This window comes from Bradyrhizobium sp. USDA 4472, assembly GCF_054058595.1.
Window position 1 is genome coordinate 7264561 of sequence record NZ_JBSSAM010000001.1, and the last position, 19794, is coordinate 7284354.

General features: G+C 64.3%; 19 protein-coding genes. 12 read left to right on the forward strand and 7 right to left on the reverse strand.

The features are described from left to right. Positions 1-4: 4 nt before the first annotated feature. The 10 genes from ACVWZ4_RS34315 to ACVWZ4_RS34360 all read left to right on the forward strand — a co-directional run bounded on the left by ACVWZ4_RS34315 (position 5) and on the right by ACVWZ4_RS34360 (position 10037). Positions 5-481, forward strand: coding sequence for a (2Fe-2S)-binding protein (locus tag ACVWZ4_RS34315; protein WP_456734653.1), 477 nt, complete (start codon positions 5-7; stop codon positions 479-481). A gap of 12 nt (positions 482-493) precedes the next feature. Continuing rightward, the gene (locus ACVWZ4_RS34320; protein WP_456702776.1) at positions 494-2086 is read left to right on the forward strand and encodes a xanthine dehydrogenase family protein molybdopterin-binding subunit; all 1593 of its coding nucleotides are present in this window, start codon (positions 494-496) and stop codon (positions 2084-2086) included. Further along, positions 2087-3109: a xanthine dehydrogenase family protein molybdopterin-binding subunit gene (locus ACVWZ4_RS34325; RefSeq protein ID WP_456742108.1), complete on the forward strand. Its 1023-nt coding sequence runs from the start codon at positions 2087-2089 to the stop codon at positions 3107-3109. An 11-nt stretch (positions 3110-3120) separates the two neighbouring features. Further along, entirely contained in the window at positions 3121-4002 is an 882-nt protein-coding gene (locus ACVWZ4_RS34330; RefSeq protein WP_456742109.1) for an AAA family ATPase, read from the forward strand. Further along, entirely contained in the window at positions 3999-5120 is a 1122-nt protein-coding gene (locus tag ACVWZ4_RS34335) for a vWA domain-containing protein (protein ID WP_456742110.1), read from the forward strand. The genes ACVWZ4_RS34330 and ACVWZ4_RS34335 overlap by 4 nt, the downstream gene beginning before the upstream one ends. Next, positions 5117-6001, forward strand: a complete 885-nt coding sequence (locus tag ACVWZ4_RS34340) for an amidohydrolase family protein (RefSeq protein ID WP_456702772.1) — start codon at positions 5117-5119, stop codon at positions 5999-6001. Before ACVWZ4_RS34335 ends, ACVWZ4_RS34340 begins: the two co-directional genes overlap by 4 nt. 30 nt (positions 6002-6031) lie before the next feature. Continuing rightward, positions 6032-6880, forward strand: coding sequence for an N-acyl homoserine lactonase family protein (locus ACVWZ4_RS34345; RefSeq protein ID WP_456702771.1), 849 nt, complete (start codon positions 6032-6034; stop codon positions 6878-6880). 21 nt (positions 6881-6901) lie between these two features. Continuing rightward, positions 6902-8479 carry an isochorismatase family protein gene (locus ACVWZ4_RS34350; RefSeq protein WP_456702770.1) on the forward strand — a complete coding sequence of 526 codons (1578 nt, stop codon included), beginning with the start codon at positions 6902-6904 and terminating at the stop codon, positions 8477-8479. A 3-nt stretch (positions 8480-8482) separates the two neighbouring features. Next, complete coding sequence (locus ACVWZ4_RS34355; protein WP_456702769.1) at positions 8483-9109, forward strand: FMN-dependent NADH-azoreductase; 627 nt, start codon at positions 8483-8485, stop codon at positions 9107-9109. A gap of 169 nt (positions 9110-9278) precedes the next feature. Next, complete coding sequence (locus ACVWZ4_RS34360; protein WP_456734647.1) at positions 9279-10037, forward strand: SDR family NAD(P)-dependent oxidoreductase; 759 nt, start codon at positions 9279-9281, stop codon at positions 10035-10037. Positions 10038-10106: 69 nt separating this feature from the next. Here ACVWZ4_RS34360 and ACVWZ4_RS34365 read toward each other — a convergent pair whose 3' ends face one another. Genes ACVWZ4_RS34365 through ACVWZ4_RS34375 form a run of 3 tightly spaced genes read right to left on the reverse strand, consistent with a single transcriptional unit; the run spans position 10107 to position 13672 of the window. Then, positions 10107-11126, reverse strand: a complete 1020-nt coding sequence (locus ACVWZ4_RS34365; RefSeq protein ID WP_456702767.1) for an ABC transporter permease — start codon at positions 11124-11126, stop codon at positions 10107-10109. Then, complete coding sequence (locus ACVWZ4_RS34370; protein ID WP_456702766.1) at positions 11123-12649, reverse strand: sugar ABC transporter ATP-binding protein; 1527 nt, start codon at positions 12647-12649, stop codon at positions 11123-11125. Before ACVWZ4_RS34370 ends, ACVWZ4_RS34365 begins: the two co-directional genes overlap by 4 nt. Before the next feature lie 57 nt (positions 12650-12706). After that, complete coding sequence (locus ACVWZ4_RS34375; RefSeq protein ID WP_456702765.1) at positions 12707-13672, reverse strand: sugar-binding protein; 966 nt, start codon at positions 13670-13672, stop codon at positions 12707-12709. A 253-nt stretch (positions 13673-13925) separates the two neighbouring features. On the opposite strand from ACVWZ4_RS34375, the gene ACVWZ4_RS34380 reads away from it, so the two are divergent. Continuing rightward, on the forward strand, positions 13926-15215 hold the full coding sequence (locus ACVWZ4_RS34380) for an ROK family protein (protein ID WP_456742112.1): 1290 nt from the start codon (positions 13926-13928) through the stop codon (positions 15213-15215). A 24-nt stretch (positions 15216-15239) separates the two neighbouring features. Here the strand turns inward: ACVWZ4_RS34380 and ACVWZ4_RS34385 are convergent, their stop codons facing one another. The 3 genes from ACVWZ4_RS34385 to ACVWZ4_RS34395 all read right to left on the reverse strand — a co-directional run bounded on the left by ACVWZ4_RS34385 (position 15240) and on the right by ACVWZ4_RS34395 (position 16794). Continuing rightward, the gene (locus ACVWZ4_RS34385) at positions 15240-15695 is read right to left on the reverse strand and encodes an RbsD/FucU family protein (RefSeq protein ID WP_456790464.1); all 456 of its coding nucleotides are present in this window, start codon (positions 15693-15695) and stop codon (positions 15240-15242) included. A gap of 54 nt (positions 15696-15749) precedes the next feature. After that, entirely contained in the window at positions 15750-16265 is a 516-nt protein-coding gene (gene msrA / locus ACVWZ4_RS34390) for a peptide-methionine (S)-S-oxide reductase MsrA (protein ID WP_456702762.1), read from the reverse strand. 106 nt (positions 16266-16371) lie between these two features. Further along, positions 16372-16794, reverse strand: coding sequence for an OsmC family protein (locus ACVWZ4_RS34395; protein WP_092226615.1), 423 nt, complete (start codon positions 16792-16794; stop codon positions 16372-16374). A 317-nt stretch (positions 16795-17111) separates the two neighbouring features. On the opposite strand from ACVWZ4_RS34395, the gene ACVWZ4_RS34400 reads away from it, so the two are divergent. Then, complete coding sequence (locus tag ACVWZ4_RS34400; protein WP_456734643.1) at positions 17112-18248, forward strand: MFS transporter; 1137 nt, start codon at positions 17112-17114, stop codon at positions 18246-18248. Positions 18249-18302: 54 nt separating this feature from the next. Here the strand turns inward: ACVWZ4_RS34400 and ACVWZ4_RS34405 are convergent, their stop codons facing one another. Next, the gene (locus tag ACVWZ4_RS34405) at positions 18303-19736 is read right to left on the reverse strand and encodes an NAD-dependent succinate-semialdehyde dehydrogenase (protein WP_456742114.1); all 1434 of its coding nucleotides are present in this window, start codon (positions 19734-19736) and stop codon (positions 18303-18305) included. Between the last annotated feature and the right edge of the window lie 58 nt (positions 19737-19794).

The following is a 19794-nucleotide window of genomic DNA, read 5'->3' on the forward strand; positions in this document are numbered from 1 at the left end:
GCCTATGTCGAAAATCCCCCTGCAATTTCGTCACAACGGCCACGACGTAGCGATTTTCGTCGATGGCGGTACCAACCTGCTGGTCGCACTGCGCGAGCTGATCGGCGACATGACTCCGAAATTCGGCTGCGGCCAGGGCGGTTGCGGCACATGCAGCGTGCTTGTCGACGGCGAGCTCCACCTGTCCTGCCTGACGCTGGCGGAGACCGTGGCTGGACGCTCGGTCGAAACGCTCGACGGTATGAAGCAGGGCCCGAATCTGCACCCGCTCCAGCGCGCCTTCGCCGACAATTTCGCCGCGCAGTGCGGCTATTGCACGCCGGGCATGCTGATGGCCGCAAAGGCCCTGCTCGACCGCAATCCACAGCCGAGCCGCGACGAGGTCATCGAGGCCATCTCCGGCAACATCTGCCGCTGCACCGGCTACGAGCCGATCATCAATGCCATCCTCGCCGCCGCCGGCGGCCGGGTCAGCGCGTAAGGGAACGCGACCATGCTGGAACTGCGCAAGGACATCTTCGCCGACGAGCGCGACGATAACTTGAAGGAAATCGGCAGGGGCACGCAACGCCAGGATATGCTCGGGCATGTCACGGGCACGTCAAGCTACTTCAACGACCACAAATTGCAAGGCATGCTGCATTTGAAGGTCGTGCGATCGACGCAGGCGCATGCACGAATTCGCCGCATCGACACGTCAGAAGCCGAGCGCTCCGCCGGCGTGCGCCGGATCATCCGTGGCACCGACGTGCCGGTGAATCTCAACACGCTGCTCAGCCTGATCAATTTCGGCAAGGACGACGAGCCATCGCTGGCCGTCGACAAGGTCCGCTACAAGGGCGAACCTGTTGTTGCCATCGTTGCCGACAGTGAGCGCGACGCCTTCGAGGCGGTCGCCAAGGTCAAGATCGACTACGAGCCGCTGCCGGCGGTGTTCGACGTCGAGGACGCACTTAAGCCCGGCGCGCCCGTCGTCAATGAGACCTACCCGAAGAACACCTTCACCTATCACGAGACCTATGATCACCAGCGGCTGCGTTTCGGCGACGCCGATGCGGCGCTGGCGACCGCCGATCACGTGCTGGAACAGCGCTACCAGATGTCGCCGATCGAGCACGCGCCGACCGAGACCAACGGGGCGATCGCCGCGCCGGATACCAATGGCCGCTATGTCGTCTACACCTCAACCCAGGCGCTGTTCTTCTCCGTCGACACCTGCGCAAAAATTCTGGACGTGCCCTCCAACACCTTCCATTTCATCGGCGGCACCGTCGGCGGGGGCTTCGGCGGCAAGGTCGACACGCTGACCGAGCCGCTCGCCATTCTGGGCGCGATGCTGACCGGAAAGCCGGTGCGCTACGTGTTCGGGCGCGAGGAGGAGATGCAGTACGGCCCCCCGCGCGGCGCCGAGCGCATCTACATCAAGGACGGCGTGATGCGCGACGGCCGCATCGTCGCGCGCAAGATCCGCGCGCTTTTCGACAGCGGCGCCTATACGCGGCTGTCGAGCTACGCCGCGGTGAAATGCGCCGCGCATCTGCCGGGGCCCTACACCATCCCGAACGTCTATGGCGACGTCTATTGCGTCTTCACCAACCGCACGCCGGCGACCGCCATGCGCGGCTTTGGCGTCACCGCGATGGACTTTGCCATCGAGTGCCAAATGGACAAGCTGGCAAATCTCGTTGGCATGGATCCGATGGAATTCCGCATCCTCAACGCCTATCGTGACGGTGACATGAAGGCGCACCGGCGCGAGGCCAAGAACACGGCGCTGATCGAATGCGTCCAGGTCGCGGCCGAAAAGGCCAAGTGGCCGCTTCGTGACGAATTCAGGCGAGCGTCGTCACGCAAGGACGGCGGCGGAAGCCGCGCCGTGATTCCGCCGACCCCGACGGACTCTTCCCGCGCACGACCAATGGCGCCGGCGCAGCAGCGCACCAGCTACGATCGGCTCCCGCCGACCGTGACCCGCGAACCTCCGCGCGAACCGCCACCTCCTGCTCCGCCGCCCTCGCCGCGGCCGGCTGCGCCTTCACACGGCGCCACCCGTTTCTCCTCCGTCTTCGGCACCAGGAGGCGCTAGATGACCCGGCATCGCGGACGCGGCATGGCCTCGATCAACTACCCCATCGGCATGAATCTCGGCGGCGACCCCAGCCAAGCGCTGGTGCATTCAAACCCGAGCGGCAAATTCACGGTGGCGCTGTCGTCGATCGATCTCGGACAAGGCATGAAATCGGTGACGCGGCAGATCTGCGCGGAGACGCTGGGCGTGCCGGTCGAGGACGTCTATGTCGATACAGCCGACTCCGACACCGGCCCGCACTGCATGGGTTCGTTCGCCTCGCGCGGCACCCACCGCGTCGGCAACGCCGTGATGGCGGCGGCGCGGGAAGCGCGCGGCGTGATGATGGAGGCCGCGGCCGAAGAGCTGGAGGTCAACGCCGCCGATCTCGAGACCGACGGCCGCGGCAACATTCACGTCAAGGGCGCGCCGCATCGCTCGATCTCGACCAAGGACGTCGCCATCGCCGCGCAATTCAAGCAGGGCAAGACCATCTCGGGCCGCGGCATCTTCCTGGTGCCGCTCTCCGAAGTGAATCCGGAGACGGGCGAGATGTCGCCCGCGACCTGCTACGCCCACGCCTGCCTCGTCGCCGAGGTCGATGTCGACGACGAGACCGGCGAAGTCGCGATGATCAGGATGGATTCAGCCTATGAGCTCGGCCGCGCACTCAATCCGCGCCTCGTGGAACAGCAGCTCGTCGGCGGCGCCTGGATGGGCATCAGCCACGCGCTCTACGAGACGACGGAGCCTGCTTATCCCGAGCCGGTGCATGGTCCGCGGGACTTCGTCGAATATCTGATGCCCGGTCCCGGCGACATCTGCCCGCACGACATCGCCGTGCTGGAGCGTCCTGCCCCCGACGGGCCGTTCGGCGCCAAGGGTCCCGGCGAGATGTGCGCGAATCCCGTGCTGCCGGCCGTCGCCAATGCGATCTTCAACGCCGTCGGCGTCCGCATCGACGATCTTCCGATTACGCCTGAAAAAGTGCTGCGTGCGATCAAGGCGCAAGGCGGCGCGCGGGCGCAAGCGCGGCGCTAGAGGTCTCGTTGATGGCGGTCCGCAGCAACATCGTCGGCATCGACAGCCCGGAGGCGCTGGAGAAGGCGCTGCGCGCGGCCTATTACCTTGCCGACGACGGCCTTGCGACCGCATCCTATCTTGGCCTTGCGCTCGGCAAGCCACTGCTGCTCGAAGGTGCGCCGGGGGTTGGCAAGACCGAAGCCGCAAAGGCCATCGCCGCCGTGCTCGGCCGCCGCCTGATCCGCCTGCAATGCTATGAGGGGATCGATGCTTCCGCCGCGCTCTACGAGTGGAACTATCCGCGACAGATGCTCGCGATCCGCCAGGCCGGCGACGAGACCATCGACATCTACGGCGAGACGTTCCTGATCGAGCGTCCCATGCTGGCGGCGCTGCGTGCGCCAGATTCCACCGTGCTCCTGATCGACGAAATCGACCGCGCCGACCAGGAGTTCGAGGCGTTCCTGCTCGAATTCCTCTCCGACTTCCAGATCTCCATCCCCGAGCGCGGCACGGTGCGCGCGGCCGAGCGCCCTGTGGTGGTTCTGACGTCGAACCGGACGCGCGATTTGCACGAGGCCTTGCGTCGCCGCTGCGTCTATCACTGGATCGACTATCCCAGCGAAGAGCGCGAGGCCCGGATCGTCATGCTGCGGGCCTCCAGTGTCGCCGAAGCCACCGCCCGCGCCGTCGTTGCCGCTGTCGGCAAGCTTCGGCGCGAGCCGTTGAGCAAGGCGCCCGGAATCGCCGAAGCCGTCGACTGGGCCGAAGCCGCGACGCTCCTTCACAAGGGCGGCGCGCGCTGGCCGGATGCGTTCAGGCGGTCGATCGGCGTAGCCCTGAAGGACGAGGAGGATCTGCACTTCATCTCGCCGCGGCTCGACGCCATGCTCGCGGAGGCGACCGCATGAGCACCGAGCTTCAACTGCCGCAGGCCGCGCGCGCGTTCGTCTCCTTTGTCGCTCTGATGCGCGCCAATGGCTTTGCCGTCGCGCCGGAGCAGACCACCGCGTTCCTGACCGCGATCGAGCTACTCGGGCCCCGCGACCTCGGGGATATCAGGCAAGCCGCACTGGCCACCCTCGCCCCGCCGCCCGAGCGGCGCGTGACCTTTGACCGCCTGTTCGATCTGCACTTTCGCGGTCATGAGGCCATCGAGCACGCCGACGATGGCGAGGACGACGAGACCGTCCGGCTGCAGGAGGAAGGCCGCGGCGACCAGGAACCACTCCTCTCCGACGACGCCAACGAGTCCGGCCTGACCGCGACGCGCACCGAGGCGCTGGTCGAGCGCCGCTTCGCACAGCTCTCCACCAACGGTGCGCTCCGCCGCCTGTCGCGCGAGGCTCCCCGCCGTTTGCCGCGGCGACGCGGCCACCGCCGCATGCGCGCACGCCGCGGGGCTTTCGCCGATCTCCGCCGCACCTTGCGCGACTCCGTCCGCAGCGACGGCGAGATCCTTCGGCTCGGCCACATGAAGCGGCGCCGGCGGGCTCGAAAATTCCTGCTGCTGATCGACGTCTCCGGCTCGATGAAGAGCCGCACCGAGGAGAACATGAAGCTGGCGCATGCGCTGATGCAGGCGGCCCCCAATGTCGAGGTGTTCACGTTCGGCACGCGGCTGACCCGCGTCACCCGCGCGCTGCGGCTGAAGCGCCGAGAGCAGGCCCTGAATGCGGCCGCCCATCTCGTCAGCGACTGGGACGGCGGCACCCGCATTGGCGACGCGTTGCAGGCCTTCCTCGCCGTGCCCCGCTTCGGCGGCTACGCACGCGGGGCCGCGGTCGTTGTCGTCTCGGATGGGCTCGAGCGCGGCGAGCCAGATGCATTGCGCGATGCCGTGGCAAAACTGTCGCGGCGGGCCTGGCGCGTGAGCTGGCTGACCCCGCTCGCGACAGGACCGGGGTTCCGTCCGCAGACAGAAGCACTCGTTGCCGTCGAGCGCTTCGTCGACGATCTCGTCGATGGTGGATCCACCGCGTCCATCGTCGCGCATGTACTGGCACTGGGACGAAGGAGAGTTGCGTGACCGGGATTGTCGACGGCCATCATCACATCTGGCGGCAGGCCGACCTGCCCTGGCTGGCCGGCCCGATGCAGCCGCGCATCTTCGGACCCTACGAGGCCATCAGGCGCGATTATCCGATTCAGGAATATCTCGATGACCTCACAGGCAGCGGCGTCACCCGCTCGGTCTACGTCCAGACCAACTGGGCCAACGACCGTTTCGAGGACGAGGCGGCTTGGGTGCAGCAGACCGCCGACGAGCATGGCTGGCCGCACGGCATCGTCGCCTATGCCAATTTCGCTGTCGATGACGTGCGCCCGCAGCTCGACCGGCTGAAGCGCTATCCGCTGCTGCGTGGCGTGCGCATGCAGCTGCACTGGCACGAGAACCCGCTCTATCGCTTCGCGGCCAAGCCCGACCTCTGTGTCGATCCCATGGTCCGCCGCAACGTTGCGCACCTCGCCGACTACGGCTGGAGCTTTGATCTCCAGGTGTTCACGCCGCAGATGCCTGACGCAGCCCGGCTTGCGGAGGCTTGCCCCAAGGTGACTTTCATCCTTCAGCATGCCGGCATGCTCGAAGACCTGTCGCCGGCGGGTCGCGCCGCGTGGCGCGCCGGGATGGCCCGGCTCGCAATCTGCCCGAACGTCGTGTCAAAACTGTCCGGACTCGGCACTTTCATTCACCGCAACGACCCCGCGCATATCGCTATGGTGGTCATGGATACCGTCGCGATCTTCGGCGCCGAGCGCTGCCTGTTCGGCTCCAATTTCCCGATCGAGAAATTGTGGACCAGCTATCGCGAACTCGTCGACGCGTTTCGCGCGGCCGTCGCACCACTCACCACCGAGCAGCAGGCCGCGATCTTCAGAGGCACCGCAACGCGCGTCTATGGGCTTTAGCAGATAAAGACAGTACAGGGAGCGAAACGAATGGCGCTGGAGATCAAGATCCTGGACTATGGCGATATCGAGCTGGAATCGAGCTTCCTCGTGCTCGGCCGCGATTGCGGCCGCACCCGCCGCGTCCTCACGCTGGGCTTTTTGATCCTCGGCGGCAAATATCCTGTCGTGGTCGACACCGGCTACCGCTCCAACCAGATCATGGAGACGCTCGGCATGCGCGGCTTGCAGTACCACGAGAACATGATCGAGAACCAGCTCGCCCGCCACGGCGTGCGCATGGGCGACGTCCGTTTCGTCTGTCACACGCATCTGCACATCGATCACGCCGGCAAGGACGATCTGTTCCCGATGAATACGACCGTCGTGCTCAACCGCAAGGAACTCGAATACTCCGTCTCCGGGCTGATGCATCCGCAATACCCGGCGCCAGACATCAAGCACCTGATCGACCGCCTGCACACCAAGAGTGCGCTACGCTTCCTCGACCTCGAAATCACCGGCCCCGTCGAGCTGATGCCCGGTGTTTACTGCGACGCGGCCAACGCCCACACCGAGGGCTCGATGAACATCATCGTCGAGACCGCCGACGGCATCGCCACCATCTGCGGCGATGTCATCTACGACTTCAACGACCAGATCGTCACGCCCTTCAACGAGATCCACGACGCGGAGCCGCGCACCACCGGCAATCACGGCACCAGCAAACGCGCCGAGAAGGCCTCGATCAAGAAGCTGCTCAGCAATTCGCGGTATCTGCTGCCGGTACACGATCGCCCTGCCAAGATCGAAGGCGGCAACGTCGTAGGCCGGCTTCACGACCAGGTCCCGGGCCCGGTCGTGCAGTCCCTGCCCGCCCGCAACTGGTTTCCTGCCTGAAAACGATGTGAGGGCCGACCGATGACCCATGTCACCTTGCGCTCCGAATTCGAAACGCTGATCGACCCCTACGCGCCGGTCGCGCAGGTCGGAACGGGCTTTGATTTCACGGAAGGCCCGATCTGGCATCCGGTCGATCACTATCTGCTGTTCTCGGATATGCCCGGCGACGTGCGTCGGCGCTGGGATGCGCGGCGGGGCGTCGCCGAGGTCAAGCGCCCCTCCAACAAGTGCAACGGCATGACCTACGATGCCGAGCTCAACCTGATCGTCTGCGAGCACGCGACCTCGTCGCTGATCCGCGAGCGGCCGGACGGACGCCGGGAGGTGCTGGCCTCGCACTTTGGCGGACAGGAGCTCAACAGCCCCAACGACGTCTGCGTGCACTCCTCCGGCGCAATCTATTTCTCCGATCCCTGGTACGGGCGCATGCCGGTCTATGGCGTCGAGCGGCCGCGCCAGCTCGGCTTCCAGGGCGTCTATCGCGTGGTACCCGGCAGCGAACCGAGGCTCGTGGTCGAGCGCAACCTGTTCGACCAGCCCAACGGGCTGTGCTTCTCACCGGACGAACGCCTGCTTTATGTCAACGACACCGTTCAGGCGCTGGTCCGCGTGTTCGACGTCAACACCGATGGCACGCTGTCGAATCCGCGGGTGTTCGCGAGCGGCATCCGGTCGGAGCTGGAGCCCGGCCTGCCCGACGGAATGAAATGCGACCAGCACGGCAATGTCTGGGTCACCGCCCCCGGTGGCGTCTGGGTCTACTCGCCGCACGGCGAGCTGCTCGGAAAAGTCCGCGTCCCCGAACTCGTCGCCAACCTCGCCTGGGGCGGCCCGGATTTCCGTACGCTCTATCTGACCTCGACGCATTCGGTCTATGCCATCCCGACAAAAACCGGCCCACGCCATGAGCCCTATATGAGCGGCAGGCGCAGTCACGGAGGAACCACGAGCGCAGGCCCGGCGGCTGCGGTTCCCCTCCTTGCCGACGGCGAGCTGCGGCTCGATCCGCAACGCTGCGCCATGATCATCCAGGATTTGCAGAACGACGTCATCATGGATGGCGGCGCGTTCGCCGACTCGGGCGCGCCGGGCCATGCCAAGCAGCAGCACGTGATCGAAAACGTCCGCCGCCTTGCGGAAACTGCGCGAGCCCGCGGCGTGACCATCATCCACGTCTGGTTCGTGGTCGAGCCCGGCGCGCCCGGCGTGACGCTGAACGCGCCGTTGTTCGAAGGGCTCGTCGACAGCAAGGCCATGGTGCGCGGAAGCTGGGGCGCGGCGCCGGTTTCTGGCCTCGAGCCGCGTCCCGGCGATTTCGTGGTCGAGAAGATGCGGATGAGCGCCTGGGAAGGCACGCGGCTGGAGACCATCCTGAAAGCCACCGGCCGCGACATGATCATCAATACCGGCGCCTGGACCAACATGTCGGTGGAGCACACGGCGCGCACCGGCGCCGACAAGGGTTATTTCATGATCGTGCCCGAGGATTGCTGCTCGACCATGAATGCCGACTGGCACTCCGCCTCGATCAACTTTGCCATGCAAAACGTGGCCGTGGTGACCCGCGCGGATGCCGTCATCAGAGCGCTGGGATGAGCGGTGGCGAAGCTGTTGCACCTCTCCTGCTCGCCACGTGCCGATTCCGAGTCGAGCGCCGGCGCGCGGATATTCCTCGACGGCTTCTGCCAAGCCCGCCCCGATTGGGACATCGACGTCGTCGATCTCTGGCGCGAGCGCATGCCGGAATTTGTCGGTCCCATCGTCCAGGCCAAATACGCGCGCATGAAGGGCGAAGCCTTCAATGACGCGCAGCGGGATGGTTTTGCCGAGGCCGAGCGGATGGCACTGCGCTTTGCGCTGGCAGAGCGCGTGCTGATCTCGACGCCGATGTGGAATTTCGGCATCCCCTACAAGCTGAAGCAATGGTTTGACGTCGTCATCCAGCCCGGCCTGACGTTTCGTTTCGACCCGGCGCAAGGCTATCTTCCGCTGCTGAAGGACCGGCCGACGATCGTCATTCTCGCCTCCGGCAGTGACTTCGCCACCGGCATGAACCGCGGCCGCATCGACATGGCAACGCCCTATTTGCGCGAAGCGCTCCGCTTCATCGGCGTCAGTGACGTGCGCTTCGTGCCGATCGGACCAACCGCGGGTCCGGCCGAAGCGATCCGCGCGGCCCGCGATTCCGCCCACCGCCGCCTCGCCGAGATGGCGAAGCGGTTCTGAGCCGTGTTCTCGTTCCTTTGATTGAAGTTTGACTTCGGCGCGTGCCGCGCGTCGATTTGCGGCATCAGCCAGGCCGCTGCAGGACCTAGCACCTCGCGGAAGGAACGACTAAGGTCCCGAAAAGAATCGGGCAGCTGTCGCGCCGCCCTTGACAAACGAAGAGGTGCCCATGGCTGCGATCTATTCCGACCTCGCCGACAAGGTCGTGCTCGTCACCGGGGGCGCCGCGGGAATTGGTGCTGCAATCGTTCGACGCTTCGCCGAGCAGAAATCCAAGGTCGTGTTCTTCGACATCAACACCAACGAGGGCCACCGCCTGTCGCGGGAACTGTCAGACCGGGGACTGGCTGCGCATTTCCAGCAGGTCGACCTGACCGACATCCCCGCATTGCGCGCCGGCGTGGTGAAAGCTCGCGAGGCGCACGGCGCGATCAACATCCTCATCAACAACGCGGCGCATGACGAACGGCACAACACCGAGGAGATGACGCCGGAATATTGGGACGACCGGGTCGCAGTCAATCTGAAGCACCAGTTCTTTGCATCGCAAGCCGTGCTGCCGGACATGAAAGCCGCGAACGCCGGCGCCATCATCAATTTCGGATCGGTGTCGTGGATGGCCGGACAGGGCGGCATGGCCGCCTATACCGCCAGCAAATCAGGGGTGATCGGCTTGACGCGCTCGCTGGCGCGCGATTACGGCCCCTACAATATCCGCGTCAACGCGATCGCGCCGGGCTGGATCATGACCGAGCGCCAGCTCGAGAAATGGATGACGCCGGCAGGCGAGATCGAGCTGCAGCAGCGACAGTGTCTGAAGCGCCGGCTGGTGCCGGACGAGGTCGCGAGATTCACCGTCTTCCTCGCGTCCGATGAGGCCTCCGCTTGCACAGCCCAGCACTATGTCGTCGATGGCGGCTGGGTCTGAGGGGATCGCCGCGCCAAGCCGGTGAGATCGGCGAGCGCTAATAGCCCAAGTAGCCCGAGTGCGATCAAGCTACCCGCGTGGTGCGCTCGGCTCTCCCTGCAAAACCGTCGTTTTCGGTGGCGTCCGCGCCAGGCTGGCGAGCGCCATTTTGCGCTGTCGCCGATTCTGCAATTGCCGATCTGCCAGCACACCGACCAGAATGACCGACCCCATGACCGCGAAGTTCAGCGAGTTGGGAATGCCGAGGATATTGACGAGATTCTGCAGAACCTGCAGCAACGCCGTCCCCAGCACGATTCCGAGAATGGAGCCCTCGCCGCCGCGCAGGCTGCACCCACCCAGGACGGCAGCGGCGATCGCATAGAGTTCGTAGAAATTGCCAAAGGAACTCGGCGAGACCGAGTTGGTGTAGAACACGAACATCACGGTCGAGATACCGGCCAGACCACCGCTGATGATGTAGGCGGTCGCAATCACGAAATCCGTGTTGATGCCCGAGAAGCGCGCCGCCTCCTCATTCTTGCCGACGGCGTAGAGCCAGCGTCCGTACACCGAGCGGTGCAGCAGCACCCCAAGGACCAGCGCAAGGATGATCAGGAGGATGAAGGTATTCGGGATGCCCCCAAGATTGCCGGAAGCAATGTTGCTCAGGGTCGCGGCTTCGTCACCGTAGCCGAAGCCTCGCGTGGAGTCGGTCGTGTAGTAGCGCGCGGCCCCGCGGTAGATCAGCAACCCGCACAAGGTCACGATGAAGGGCTGCATTTTCAACCGTGTGATCAGGACCCCCTGGATAGCCCCCAGCACCAGTCCGCCCAGCAATACGGCCAGCAACGCCAAGGGCCAGGGAACCTGGTACGTCGTCAGAAGATCGACGAAAACGACGCCGAGGAGCGCGAACATCGAGCCGAGTGAAAGGTCAATGCCACCGGTGATGATGACAAGCCCCTCGCCGAGCGCAAACACGCCAAACAGGCCGATCAGATTGGCCAAATTCAACAGGTTCACAAGCGACAGGAAGGCCGGATTGATCATGCCCGTGATCACGGAGATCACCGCCAGCAGCAGGAAGAGCCAGAGTTCCTTCTTCATGTCGCGGCACCTTCCGTGATTTCCAGCGTCTGCCCTATCGCTAGCCGCAACACGTTGTATTCGCTAAACTGATCTCGCTCCAGCACGCCGCTGATACCCCCTTCGTGCATCACCGCCACCCGATCGGAAACGCCGATGACCTCTTCCATGTCGGACGAAATCATCACAATCGCGACGCCTCGATCGGCAAGGTCGCGCATCAAGGCGTAAATCTCGCTCTTGGCACCAACGTCGATGCCACGGGTCGGCTCGTCGAAGAACATCACGCGCGGCTTCATCGAGAGCCACTTGCCCAGCACGACCTTTTGCTGATTGCCGCCGGAAAGCGTTACCGCCTCGATGTCGACGCTCGGCGCCTTGATGGACAGGCTTTTGGCCTGTTCTTTCGCGACCTTGCGTTCGGCAGCTCCATCGATCAGCCACATGCGCGCGTAATTCGACAAGTTCGCCAACGTCATGTTTTCGCGAATCGGCAGCTCCAGCACGAGCCCGCACTTCTTGCGGTCCTCCGGCACCAGATAGATCCCGTGCCTGATCGCATCTCGCGGGGAGGCCACAGTGACCCGCGCATTGTCGATCCTGATCTCGCCGCCCAATATCGCGTCGATGCCGAAAGCGGCGCGAGCAAGCGAGGTGCGGCCGGCACCCACAAGCCCGGCGAGACCGAGGATCTCGCCCCGACGCACGGACAAGCTGATCTGCCTGTCGGGAAAAGCGGCGGTCACGAGATTGGCGATATCACAGCCGCCCGCTTCCGGCGCCCGCTTCGGCGGCGTGTACAGCGACTTCAGATCACGGCCGATCATCAGCCGGATCATCGCGGCATGGCTGAGTTCGTTTCGCGCCAACTCTCCCACGGTGCGTCCGTCGCGCAGCACCACGACGCGGTCGGCGCAGGTCATGATCTCACCCAGCCGGTGAGAGATGTAGATGACCGAGATGCCGTGCGCCTTCAGATCGGCAATCACCTCCAGCAGCCGCTCGGTCTCCGAAATCGTCAGGCTGGAGGTCGGCTCGTCCATGATGATCACGCGCGCGTCGATCGAGAGCGCCTTCGCGATCTCTACCATCTGCCGCTGCGCGATCGACAGATTGTCGACCAGCGTATCGGGCGCGAAATCGGCGCCGAGTCGCGCCAGCAGCGGGGCAACGCTGGCCCGCATCTGTGCGTTGTTCACCAGCTTCAGCCGGCCGCCCATGAGCTTCTCGCGGCCTATGAACACATTGGCTGCGACATCGAGATTCTCGAACAGATTGAGTTCCTGATGCACGAAAGCGATGCCGGCCCGCGTCGCCTCGCGCACGGTCATTTGACCGTACTCGACGCCGCCGACGCGGATCACGCCCTGGGTCGGAGCGATCACACCACCCAACACGCGCATCAGCGTGGACTTGCCGGCGCCATTCTCGCCGATCAGGCCCAACACCTCGCCACGGCGCACCGAGAGGCTGACATCGTCGAGGGCCCTGACGCCGGGATAGGTTTTGCCGATCCCAGCAAGCTCCAGCAGCATCTCCGCCATCCGGCGTTTCCTCCGGCACGACATCCGGCGGCCATTGACCGCCGGATGTCGAAGCACTCACTTCTTGAGCAATTCCTTCATCTGTGCGGAGAACTCCGCGACGTTGGACTTGTTGATCACCTTGGTCGGGACGATCAGCTTGCTATCCGCCGGAATCCAGGACTTGTCGCCGTTCAACGTCTTGATGATGTTGGTGGCGGAGAGATACCCGAATTCGTACGGCTGCTGCACGACCGTCGATTCGATGGTGCCGTCGGAGATTCCCCGCAGCGTGCGCTGGTCCTCGTCGAAGCCAACGATCTTGACCTTCCCGGCTTTCCCGGCCGCCTTGACCGCGTCGTAGATCAGCGGCGTTTCGTAACTCCACAGCCCGGACAGCAGCGCAATATCGGGATATTTGACCAGCACGTTCTCCATGTTCGCCTTGGCCTTGGCGGAGTCCACCTGGTCGGTAAACACGTCGACCAATTCGACCTTCGTGCCGGCGATCGCATCCTTGATGCCCTGCACCCGCTCGCGGGCGTTGTCGGCGTCCATGGTTCCGACGAACAACGCGATCTTGCCGCCGTTCGGGAGCGCCTTTTTGATCTCCTCGCCTGCCTGGCGCCCGGCCGCAACGTTGTCGGTGCCGATATAGGCGAGACGCTTGCTTTGCGGCGCGTCGCTGTCCGTGGTGATCAATATGGTCTGAGACGCGACCTTGTTGAGTTCTTCGGTTGCGTGCGGTGCATCGTCGACCGAGATGGAGATGCCGGCGACGCCGCGCACCAGCAGGTCGTCCAGTTCGCGCCGCTGGCCCGCCGCGGTCGCATCGTTGGTGACGATCAACTGGATATCGTATTCCGGATGCTCCTTCTGAGCCTTCTCGAGCCCCCGGCCGGCGATCGTCCAGAAATCGGCCGCGGCATTGGTCACCAGCGCGATGGTTTTTTTCTGCTGGGCTTGGGTCACGCTGGCGGTCATCGCGAGCACAGCTGCGCTCGCGCAGAACGGCAGAATCCATTTCTTCAGTGAACTGTTCATATGCACCTCCCTTTCGTCATGCCGATATCCGGGGTTGACGTCCGGCGCTTGTTGCGCCTTTATTTTATTTTTAGCGTGAATAAATTAAGAAGCAGAAATCGGCTCGTCAAGCGTGATTTTCATGACAGCTTCCCGCAACAATGGTCATCGCGGTAAAATGAGGCCTGCCTTCCGCGCGACGACGGCATCGCACTGCGTGCAGCGAAAGTCGAATACGCGAGATAATTTCAATAGATGAATTAAAGGATGGCAAATGGACGATGAGCCAAAGGCGGCGCGGGCCTCGAGTCTTTCCCGCGTATCGAATCGCGGCCGCCTCATCGAAGCCTTGCGGCGTCAGGGGCCGATGCCGCGCGTGGAGCTTGCTCGAAATACGGGGCTGAGCTTCCCGGCAATTTCAGCCATGACATCGCGAATGTTGGCGGAGGATCTGCTGTCCGAAACGGATGCGGCGATGTCCGCGCCGGATGATGCCAACGAAGACGACCCGGACGGCCTGAATGGTCGTCGTCGCGGCCGACCGGCAATACAGCTGACGCTGAATCCGGAGTTCGGCCGCATCATCGCGGTCTCGCTGCGCATGAACTTGATTGAGACCCTGATTGCTGATTTCAGTGGCTCTGGCCTGGCACAATCGCGGCTCGCACTCGAGACCCGCGCACTCGGCGCAGATGCTCTCTGCGAGATCGTGATCGCGCAGATCGATGCCATGCTGGGCGCGACGGACACCCCGCGGAATAGATTGCTGGGAATCGGAATTGCGCTGCAGGGCATCGTCAATGCCGACACGGGCCGCCAGCTATGGAGTCCCGCGCTGTCGGTCACCGACGTCGATCTGGCGACGCCGATCCGCAAGCTGTTCAGGGCCGATGTCGTGACGGCAAACGACGCCGTCCCGGTTGCGCTGGCTCTCGCGGCGGTCGAACCGATACTGGCGGAGGGCGTGGCGGCAACGATCATGGTCGGCCACGGCGTCGGGATGGGCGTGGTCGTCGACGGTGAAGCACGTTGGGGCGTCGGCGCCAGCAGCGAGATCGGCCATGTCAAATTGGCCCCGAACGGGCCGCAATGCCGGTGCGGTCAGCGGGGCTGCATCGAGGCTCATCTCGCCGACTACGCGCTCTACCGTGACGCTCGTACCTTTATCGACCTGCCGCCCGCGATCTCGCAACAGCCATCGGAGGCACAGATGGCCCTGCTGCGAGACAGGGCGAGGAACGGCGATCCCCACCTCGAGCAGTTATTCCGGCAGGCCGGCAACGCGCTCGCCGAGGCCGTCGCCGCAACGATATCGGTGCTGCGACCGCATCACGTCGTCCTGGCCGGTCCCGGCTTGCAGGCCTTCGACATGATGCGCAGCGCCTACGAAGAGCGGCTCAAGGAGGCGGTGTTGCCGTGGCTGCTCAAATCCACCGCGATATATGTCCGTCCAAGCAAGTCGGCGGCGATCGTCGACGGCATGATTCTGCAGACGCTGCGGGTCGTCGATCGCAACTACGCGGAAACGACCGAGCGAACACCCGGCGCTGCGGCCCTGGTTTAAGTTCGCCGATCCGCGAGATGAAGGTCACTCTGCGTCCGGCGCGATGACACCCTTGGAGAGCAGGAAGCAGCCGTAGAAGCGGCGCTCACCGGTGGCGATCACGCAATACGCCGCTTTGGCCTTCTCATAGAAGGCATGGCGCTCGACCCCGACCAGCGGCCAGGAGCGTCCCTCGGCGCGGTCGATCGCGGACTGCACCTCGCGTTGCACCGGCGGCACCTCCTGAGGCTGGCCGACGATTTCCATTCGAATCGCGGCATCCTCGACGAACGTATCGAGCGGCATCACCGAAAGAATGGCTTCGATGGCCTTCGCAGTGCTGACATTGTCGATACGAAGCAATTCGCCGAACACGGTCTGGCGCGCGATCGAGTCAGCGGGAAAATTGGTATCGCATACCACCAGGCGATCGCCATGCCCCATCGCGCGCAAGGCGTAGAGCACGTCGGCATTGAGCAGCGGATTGATGCCTTTGAGCATATTGCGTCCCTCCCTCGTCTTCAGAATCATCGAACTCCGACGTCCGGCTGGTCCCTAGCCTCCCGCCACGGTCGCGCGTCGCGGCAGCTTCCAGTCGGGCCGGATGAAATGACAGGTGTATCCGTCGGGATAGCGCTCGAGATAATCCTGATGCTCGGGTTCGGCCTCCCAGAACTCGCCGGCTGGCGCGACTTCCGTCACCACCTTGCCGGGCCATAGACCCGACGCGTCGACATCGGCAATGGTATCTTCGGCGGTGCGCTTCTGCTCGTCCGACGTGTAGAAGATCGCGGAGCGGTAGCTCGTCCCGAGATCATTGCCCTGACGGTTGATCGTGGTGGGATCGTGGATCTGGAAGAAGAATTCCAGCATGGTCCGGAAGCTGGTCTTCGCCGGATCGAACATGATCTCGATCGCTTCGGCATGACCTTCATGATTGCGATAGGTGGCGTTCTTCACCCGGCCGCCGGTATAGCCGACGCGCGTCGAGACAACGCCGGTCTGTTTGCGGATGAGATCCTGCATGCCCCAGAAGCAGCCTCCGGCCAAAACTGCGCGTTCTGTCGTCATGTGATGGGTTCCTTTTGCTCCGCGTATCGCCCAGGACTTTGCCTTCATCGGGTCGATGCTGGCAAGTCCTGAGCAATAAGTCCTGGTAACGGTTCGCAGCGTTCGCTCAGATCAGCTTGGCATCGAGCGTGATTGTGGCGTTCAGCACTTTCGACACCGGACAGTTCTTCTCGGCTTCGCCGGCAATGCGAGCGAAACCGGCGTCGTCGAGGTTCGGCACCTTGGCGCGCAAGGTCAGCGCCGACTTGCTGATCTTGAATCCCTTTCCTTCGGGATCGAGAGTGACCGCGGCCTCGGTGGATAGCTCGGTCGGCGTGAAGCCCGCGAGTTGCAGACCGAAGGCCAGCGCCATCGTAAAGCAACCGGCATGCGCTGCTGCGATCAATTCCTCGGGATTGGTGCCCTTCTCGTTCTCAAAGCGCGTCTTGAACGAATATGGCGTCTCGGCGAGCACGCCGGATTCACTCGACAGATGGCCGGTGCCATCGCGGCCAGTGCCCTGCCAAACTGCTTTTGCCTTGCGGATCATGTCGTTCTCCTTGCTTGTTCGGTCGCCCGATGGCGTCCGCGCCCTGGAAGATAGCGCCGGCGTCGCGGCCCAGAGCAAGTCACAAGTTGTGCTCCTTTTTAGAGGATGCTTGCAACTCCTCACAACTCCTAACCCGCCAAGCTGCCCGCCCCGCACGCCCGCCACCCGGACGGGACCGGAAGGGATTATGGCTGACATGCAACGATACAATTCGTCAACGCGTGCCACGGGCGGAACTCTGGCGCTCGTTCTTGGTTGATGATCTAAGCACCCGCTTGCGCCGCAATCGCGCGCGTTTCCCTCCCGGAGTTTCGTTGATGACATCAGCCGACCGGCCGGCGACGCGGCTCGCAACGCGCCTCTCGTTCCTGGTCGCCGGCTTCGGCCTCGCATGCTGGGCGCCGCTGGTGCCGTTCGCGAAGGAGCGGCTCGCCGTCGATGACGCCCTCCTCGGGCTGCTGCTGCTCAGCCTCGGCATCGGCTCGGTCGTCGCGATGCTCGCCACCGGCCTCTTGAGCGCCCGTCACGGCACCAAGCCGATCGTCATCGCGGGCGGGATCGGCCTCGCTTTGGTCTTGCCCCTTCTGGTCGTCGCCGGCACGCCCGTGACATTGGCGCTTGCCCTGCTCGCATTCGGAGCGGCGCTCGGCTCCATCGATGTCGCCATGAACATCCATGCCGTCGAGGTCGAGCGTGCGGCAGGGGTACCGTTGATGTCGGGCTTTCACGCCCTCTTCAGCATCGGCGGGTTTGCCGGCTCGGCGGTGATGACGGCGCTGCTGTCGTTCCATTTTGGCCCGCTCGCATGCACTTTAATGTGCTCCGTCCTGATGCTGATCGCGATGGCGCTCGCCTGGCCGCGCCTGCTGCGACGCTCGTCACAAGCGCCGGACGGACCTTTGTTCGTGCTGCCGCATGGCATCGTGCTGCTGCTGGCGCTGCTGGCGGCCATCACCTTCCTGATCGAAGGCGCGATGCTCGACTGGGGCGCGCTGCTCGTCATCGGCGAGGGCCTCGTCAGCGCGGCGCAAGGCGGGATCGGCTACATCGTGTTCTCGATCGCGATGACATCAGGCCGGCTTGGTGGCGACGTCGTCGTCGCGCGTGTCGGCGACCGTGCAACGCTGGTCGGTGGAAGCCTGCTCGCGGTCGCGGGGCTTGCGGTGCTGCTGCTGGCACCGGGCGCGGGGATCGCCATCGCCGGCTTTCTGCTCATCGGTCTCGGCGCCTCGAATCTCGTGCCGGTGCTGTTCCGGCGCGCCGCCAGGCAGACCGCAATGCCTACGGGGCTTGCGGTGGCGTCGATCACGACCGCCGGCTATGCTGGTGTTCTGGTTGGTCCTGCCGGCATCGGCTTTGTCGCCCACGCCGTGGGCCTGCCAATGGCGTTCTGGATGCTGGCCGCGATGATGTGCGTCGTCACCCTGTCCGCACGTGCCGTGACCGCGACATAACAAAGCGCGCCACGGCATGCCGTGACGCGCCTTGCAATGAACGTGGTGCGGGCTTTACGCGCTCGCCTGGGTCACGAACTTGGTGTTGAGATAACCTTCGATCGCCTCGAGGCCGCCTTCCGATCCGTAGCCGGAATCCTTGATGCCGCCGAACGGCACCTCGGGCAGCGCGAGGCCATGATGGTTGATCGAGACCATGCCGCTCTCGATGTCGGCGCCGATCGCCTGCATCGTCTTGGTCGAGGTGGTGTAGGCATAGGCCGCCAGGCCATAAGGCAGACGGTTCGCCTCGGCCACGACTTCGTCATAGCTGCGGAAGGATGTAATCGGGGCAAGAGGTCCGAAGGGCTCCTCGTTCATGATACGGGCCTCGCGCGGCACGTCGGTGATGACGGTCGGCTCGAAAAAGAAGCCTTCATTGCCGATACGCTTGCCGCCGGCCTGGATCTTGGCACCGTGCTGAACCGCGTCGGAGACCAGACCTTCCATGGCATCGACACGGCGCGGATTGGCCAGCGGCCCCATTCGCGTGTCCTTGTCGAGGCCGTTGCCGACCTTGAGGCCCCTGGCTGCGGCGACGAACTTGTCGACGAAGGGTTGGTAGACGCTTTCGTGCACGAGGAAGCGCGTCGGCGAAACGCAGACCTGGCCGGCGTTGCGGAACTTGTTGGTCGACAGGATTTTCGCCGCGTTGTCGAGATCAGCGTCCGCGAACACGATCGCCGGCGCATGGCCGCCGAGTTCCATGGTGACACGCTTCATGTGCAGGCCCGCGAGCGCGGCCAGATGCTTGCCGACCGCGGTCGAGCCCGTGAAGCTGATCTTGCGGATGATCGGATGCGGAATGAGATATTCCGAGACTTCCGAGGGCACGCCGAACACCAGCTGGACGACGCCGGGGGGAATGCCGGCATCCGCATAGGCGCGCACCAGCTCCATGCAGCTGGCGGGCGTTTCTTCCGGGCCCTTGACGATGATCGAGCAGCCGGCGGCGAGAGCAGCCGAGATTTTGCGGACCGCCTGGTTGATCGGGAAATTCCAGGGCGTGAACGCGGCGACCGGACCGACCGGCTCCTTGGTCACGAGCTGGGAGACGTTGCCCATGCGCGGCGGCACGATGCGGCCATAGGCGCGGCGGGCTTCCTCGGAGAACCAGTCGATGAGGTCGCCGGCCAGCATGGTCTCGCCCTGCGCTTCCACGACCGGCTTGCCCTGTTCCATGGTCATGACGGGCGCGATTTCGGCGGCGCGCGAACGGATGATGTCCGCAGCCTTGCGCATCAGCTTGTAGCGGTCGAAAGGCGAGGTCTTGCGCCAGATATCGAAGCCGGACCTGGCGGCTTCCAGGGCGCGATCGAGGTCCGCCCGCGAGGCGTGCGGGGTCTTGCCGATCGGCTGTCCGGTTGCGGGATTGAGGACGTCCTCCGACTTGCCGGAAGTGCCGTCGGTCCACTCGCCGGCGATGAACATCTGAACTTTCGGGTACATGGCTCTCCTGCATGATTGCGGCGGCCCGACTGACGGCTGCCGCTTAGGTGGGCGCAGA

Bases quoted from the DNA above. Each gene is read 5' to 3' on its own strand.
- ACVWZ4_RS34315 (WP_456734653.1), top strand. From the start codon at position 5: ATGTCGAAAATCCCCCTGCAATTTCGTCACAACGGCCACGACGTAGCG.
- ACVWZ4_RS34320 (WP_456702776.1), top strand. From the start codon at position 494: ATGCTGGAACTGCGCAAGGACATCTTCGCCGACGAGCGCGACGATAAC.
- ACVWZ4_RS34325 (WP_456742108.1), top strand. From the start codon at position 2,087: ATGACCCGGCATCGCGGACGCGGCATGGCCTCGATCAACTACCCCATC.
- ACVWZ4_RS34330 (WP_456742109.1), top strand. From the start codon at position 3,121: ATGGCGGTCCGCAGCAACATCGTCGGCATCGACAGCCCGGAGGCGCTG.
- ACVWZ4_RS34335 (WP_456742110.1), top strand. From the start codon at position 3,999: ATGAGCACCGAGCTTCAACTGCCGCAGGCCGCGCGCGCGTTCGTCTCC.
- ACVWZ4_RS34345 (WP_456702771.1), top strand. From the start codon at position 6,032: ATGGCGCTGGAGATCAAGATCCTGGACTATGGCGATATCGAGCTGGAA.
- ACVWZ4_RS34350 (WP_456702770.1), top strand. From the start codon at position 6,902: ATGACCCATGTCACCTTGCGCTCCGAATTCGAAACGCTGATCGACCCC.
- ACVWZ4_RS34360 (WP_456734647.1), top strand. From the start codon at position 9,279: ATGGCTGCGATCTATTCCGACCTCGCCGACAAGGTCGTGCTCGTCACC.
- ACVWZ4_RS34365 (WP_456702767.1), bottom strand. From the start codon at position 11,126: ATGAAGAAGGAACTCTGGCTCTTCCTGCTGCTGGCGGTGATCTCCGTG.
- ACVWZ4_RS34370 (WP_456702766.1), bottom strand. From the start codon at position 12,649: ATGGCGGAGATGCTGCTGGAGCTTGCTGGGATCGGCAAAACCTATCCC.
- ACVWZ4_RS34375 (WP_456702765.1), bottom strand. From the start codon at position 13,672: ATGAACAGTTCACTGAAGAAATGGATTCTGCCGTTCTGCGCGAGCGCA.
- ACVWZ4_RS34380 (WP_456742112.1), top strand. From the start codon at position 13,926: ATGGACGATGAGCCAAAGGCGGCGCGGGCCTCGAGTCTTTCCCGCGTA.
- ACVWZ4_RS34385 (WP_456790464.1), bottom strand. From the start codon at position 15,695: ATGCTCAAAGGCATCAATCCGCTGCTCAATGCCGACGTGCTCTACGCC.
- msrA (WP_456702762.1), bottom strand. From the start codon at position 16,265: ATGACGACAGAACGCGCAGTTTTGGCCGGAGGCTGCTTCTGGGGCATG.
- ACVWZ4_RS34395 (WP_092226615.1), bottom strand. From the start codon at position 16,794: ATGATCCGCAAGGCAAAAGCAGTTTGGCAGGGCACTGGCCGCGATGGC.
- ACVWZ4_RS34400 (WP_456734643.1), top strand. From the start codon at position 17,112: ATGACATCAGCCGACCGGCCGGCGACGCGGCTCGCAACGCGCCTCTCG.
- ACVWZ4_RS34405 (WP_456742114.1), bottom strand. From the start codon at position 19,736: ATGTACCCGAAAGTTCAGATGTTCATCGCCGGCGAGTGGACCGACGGC.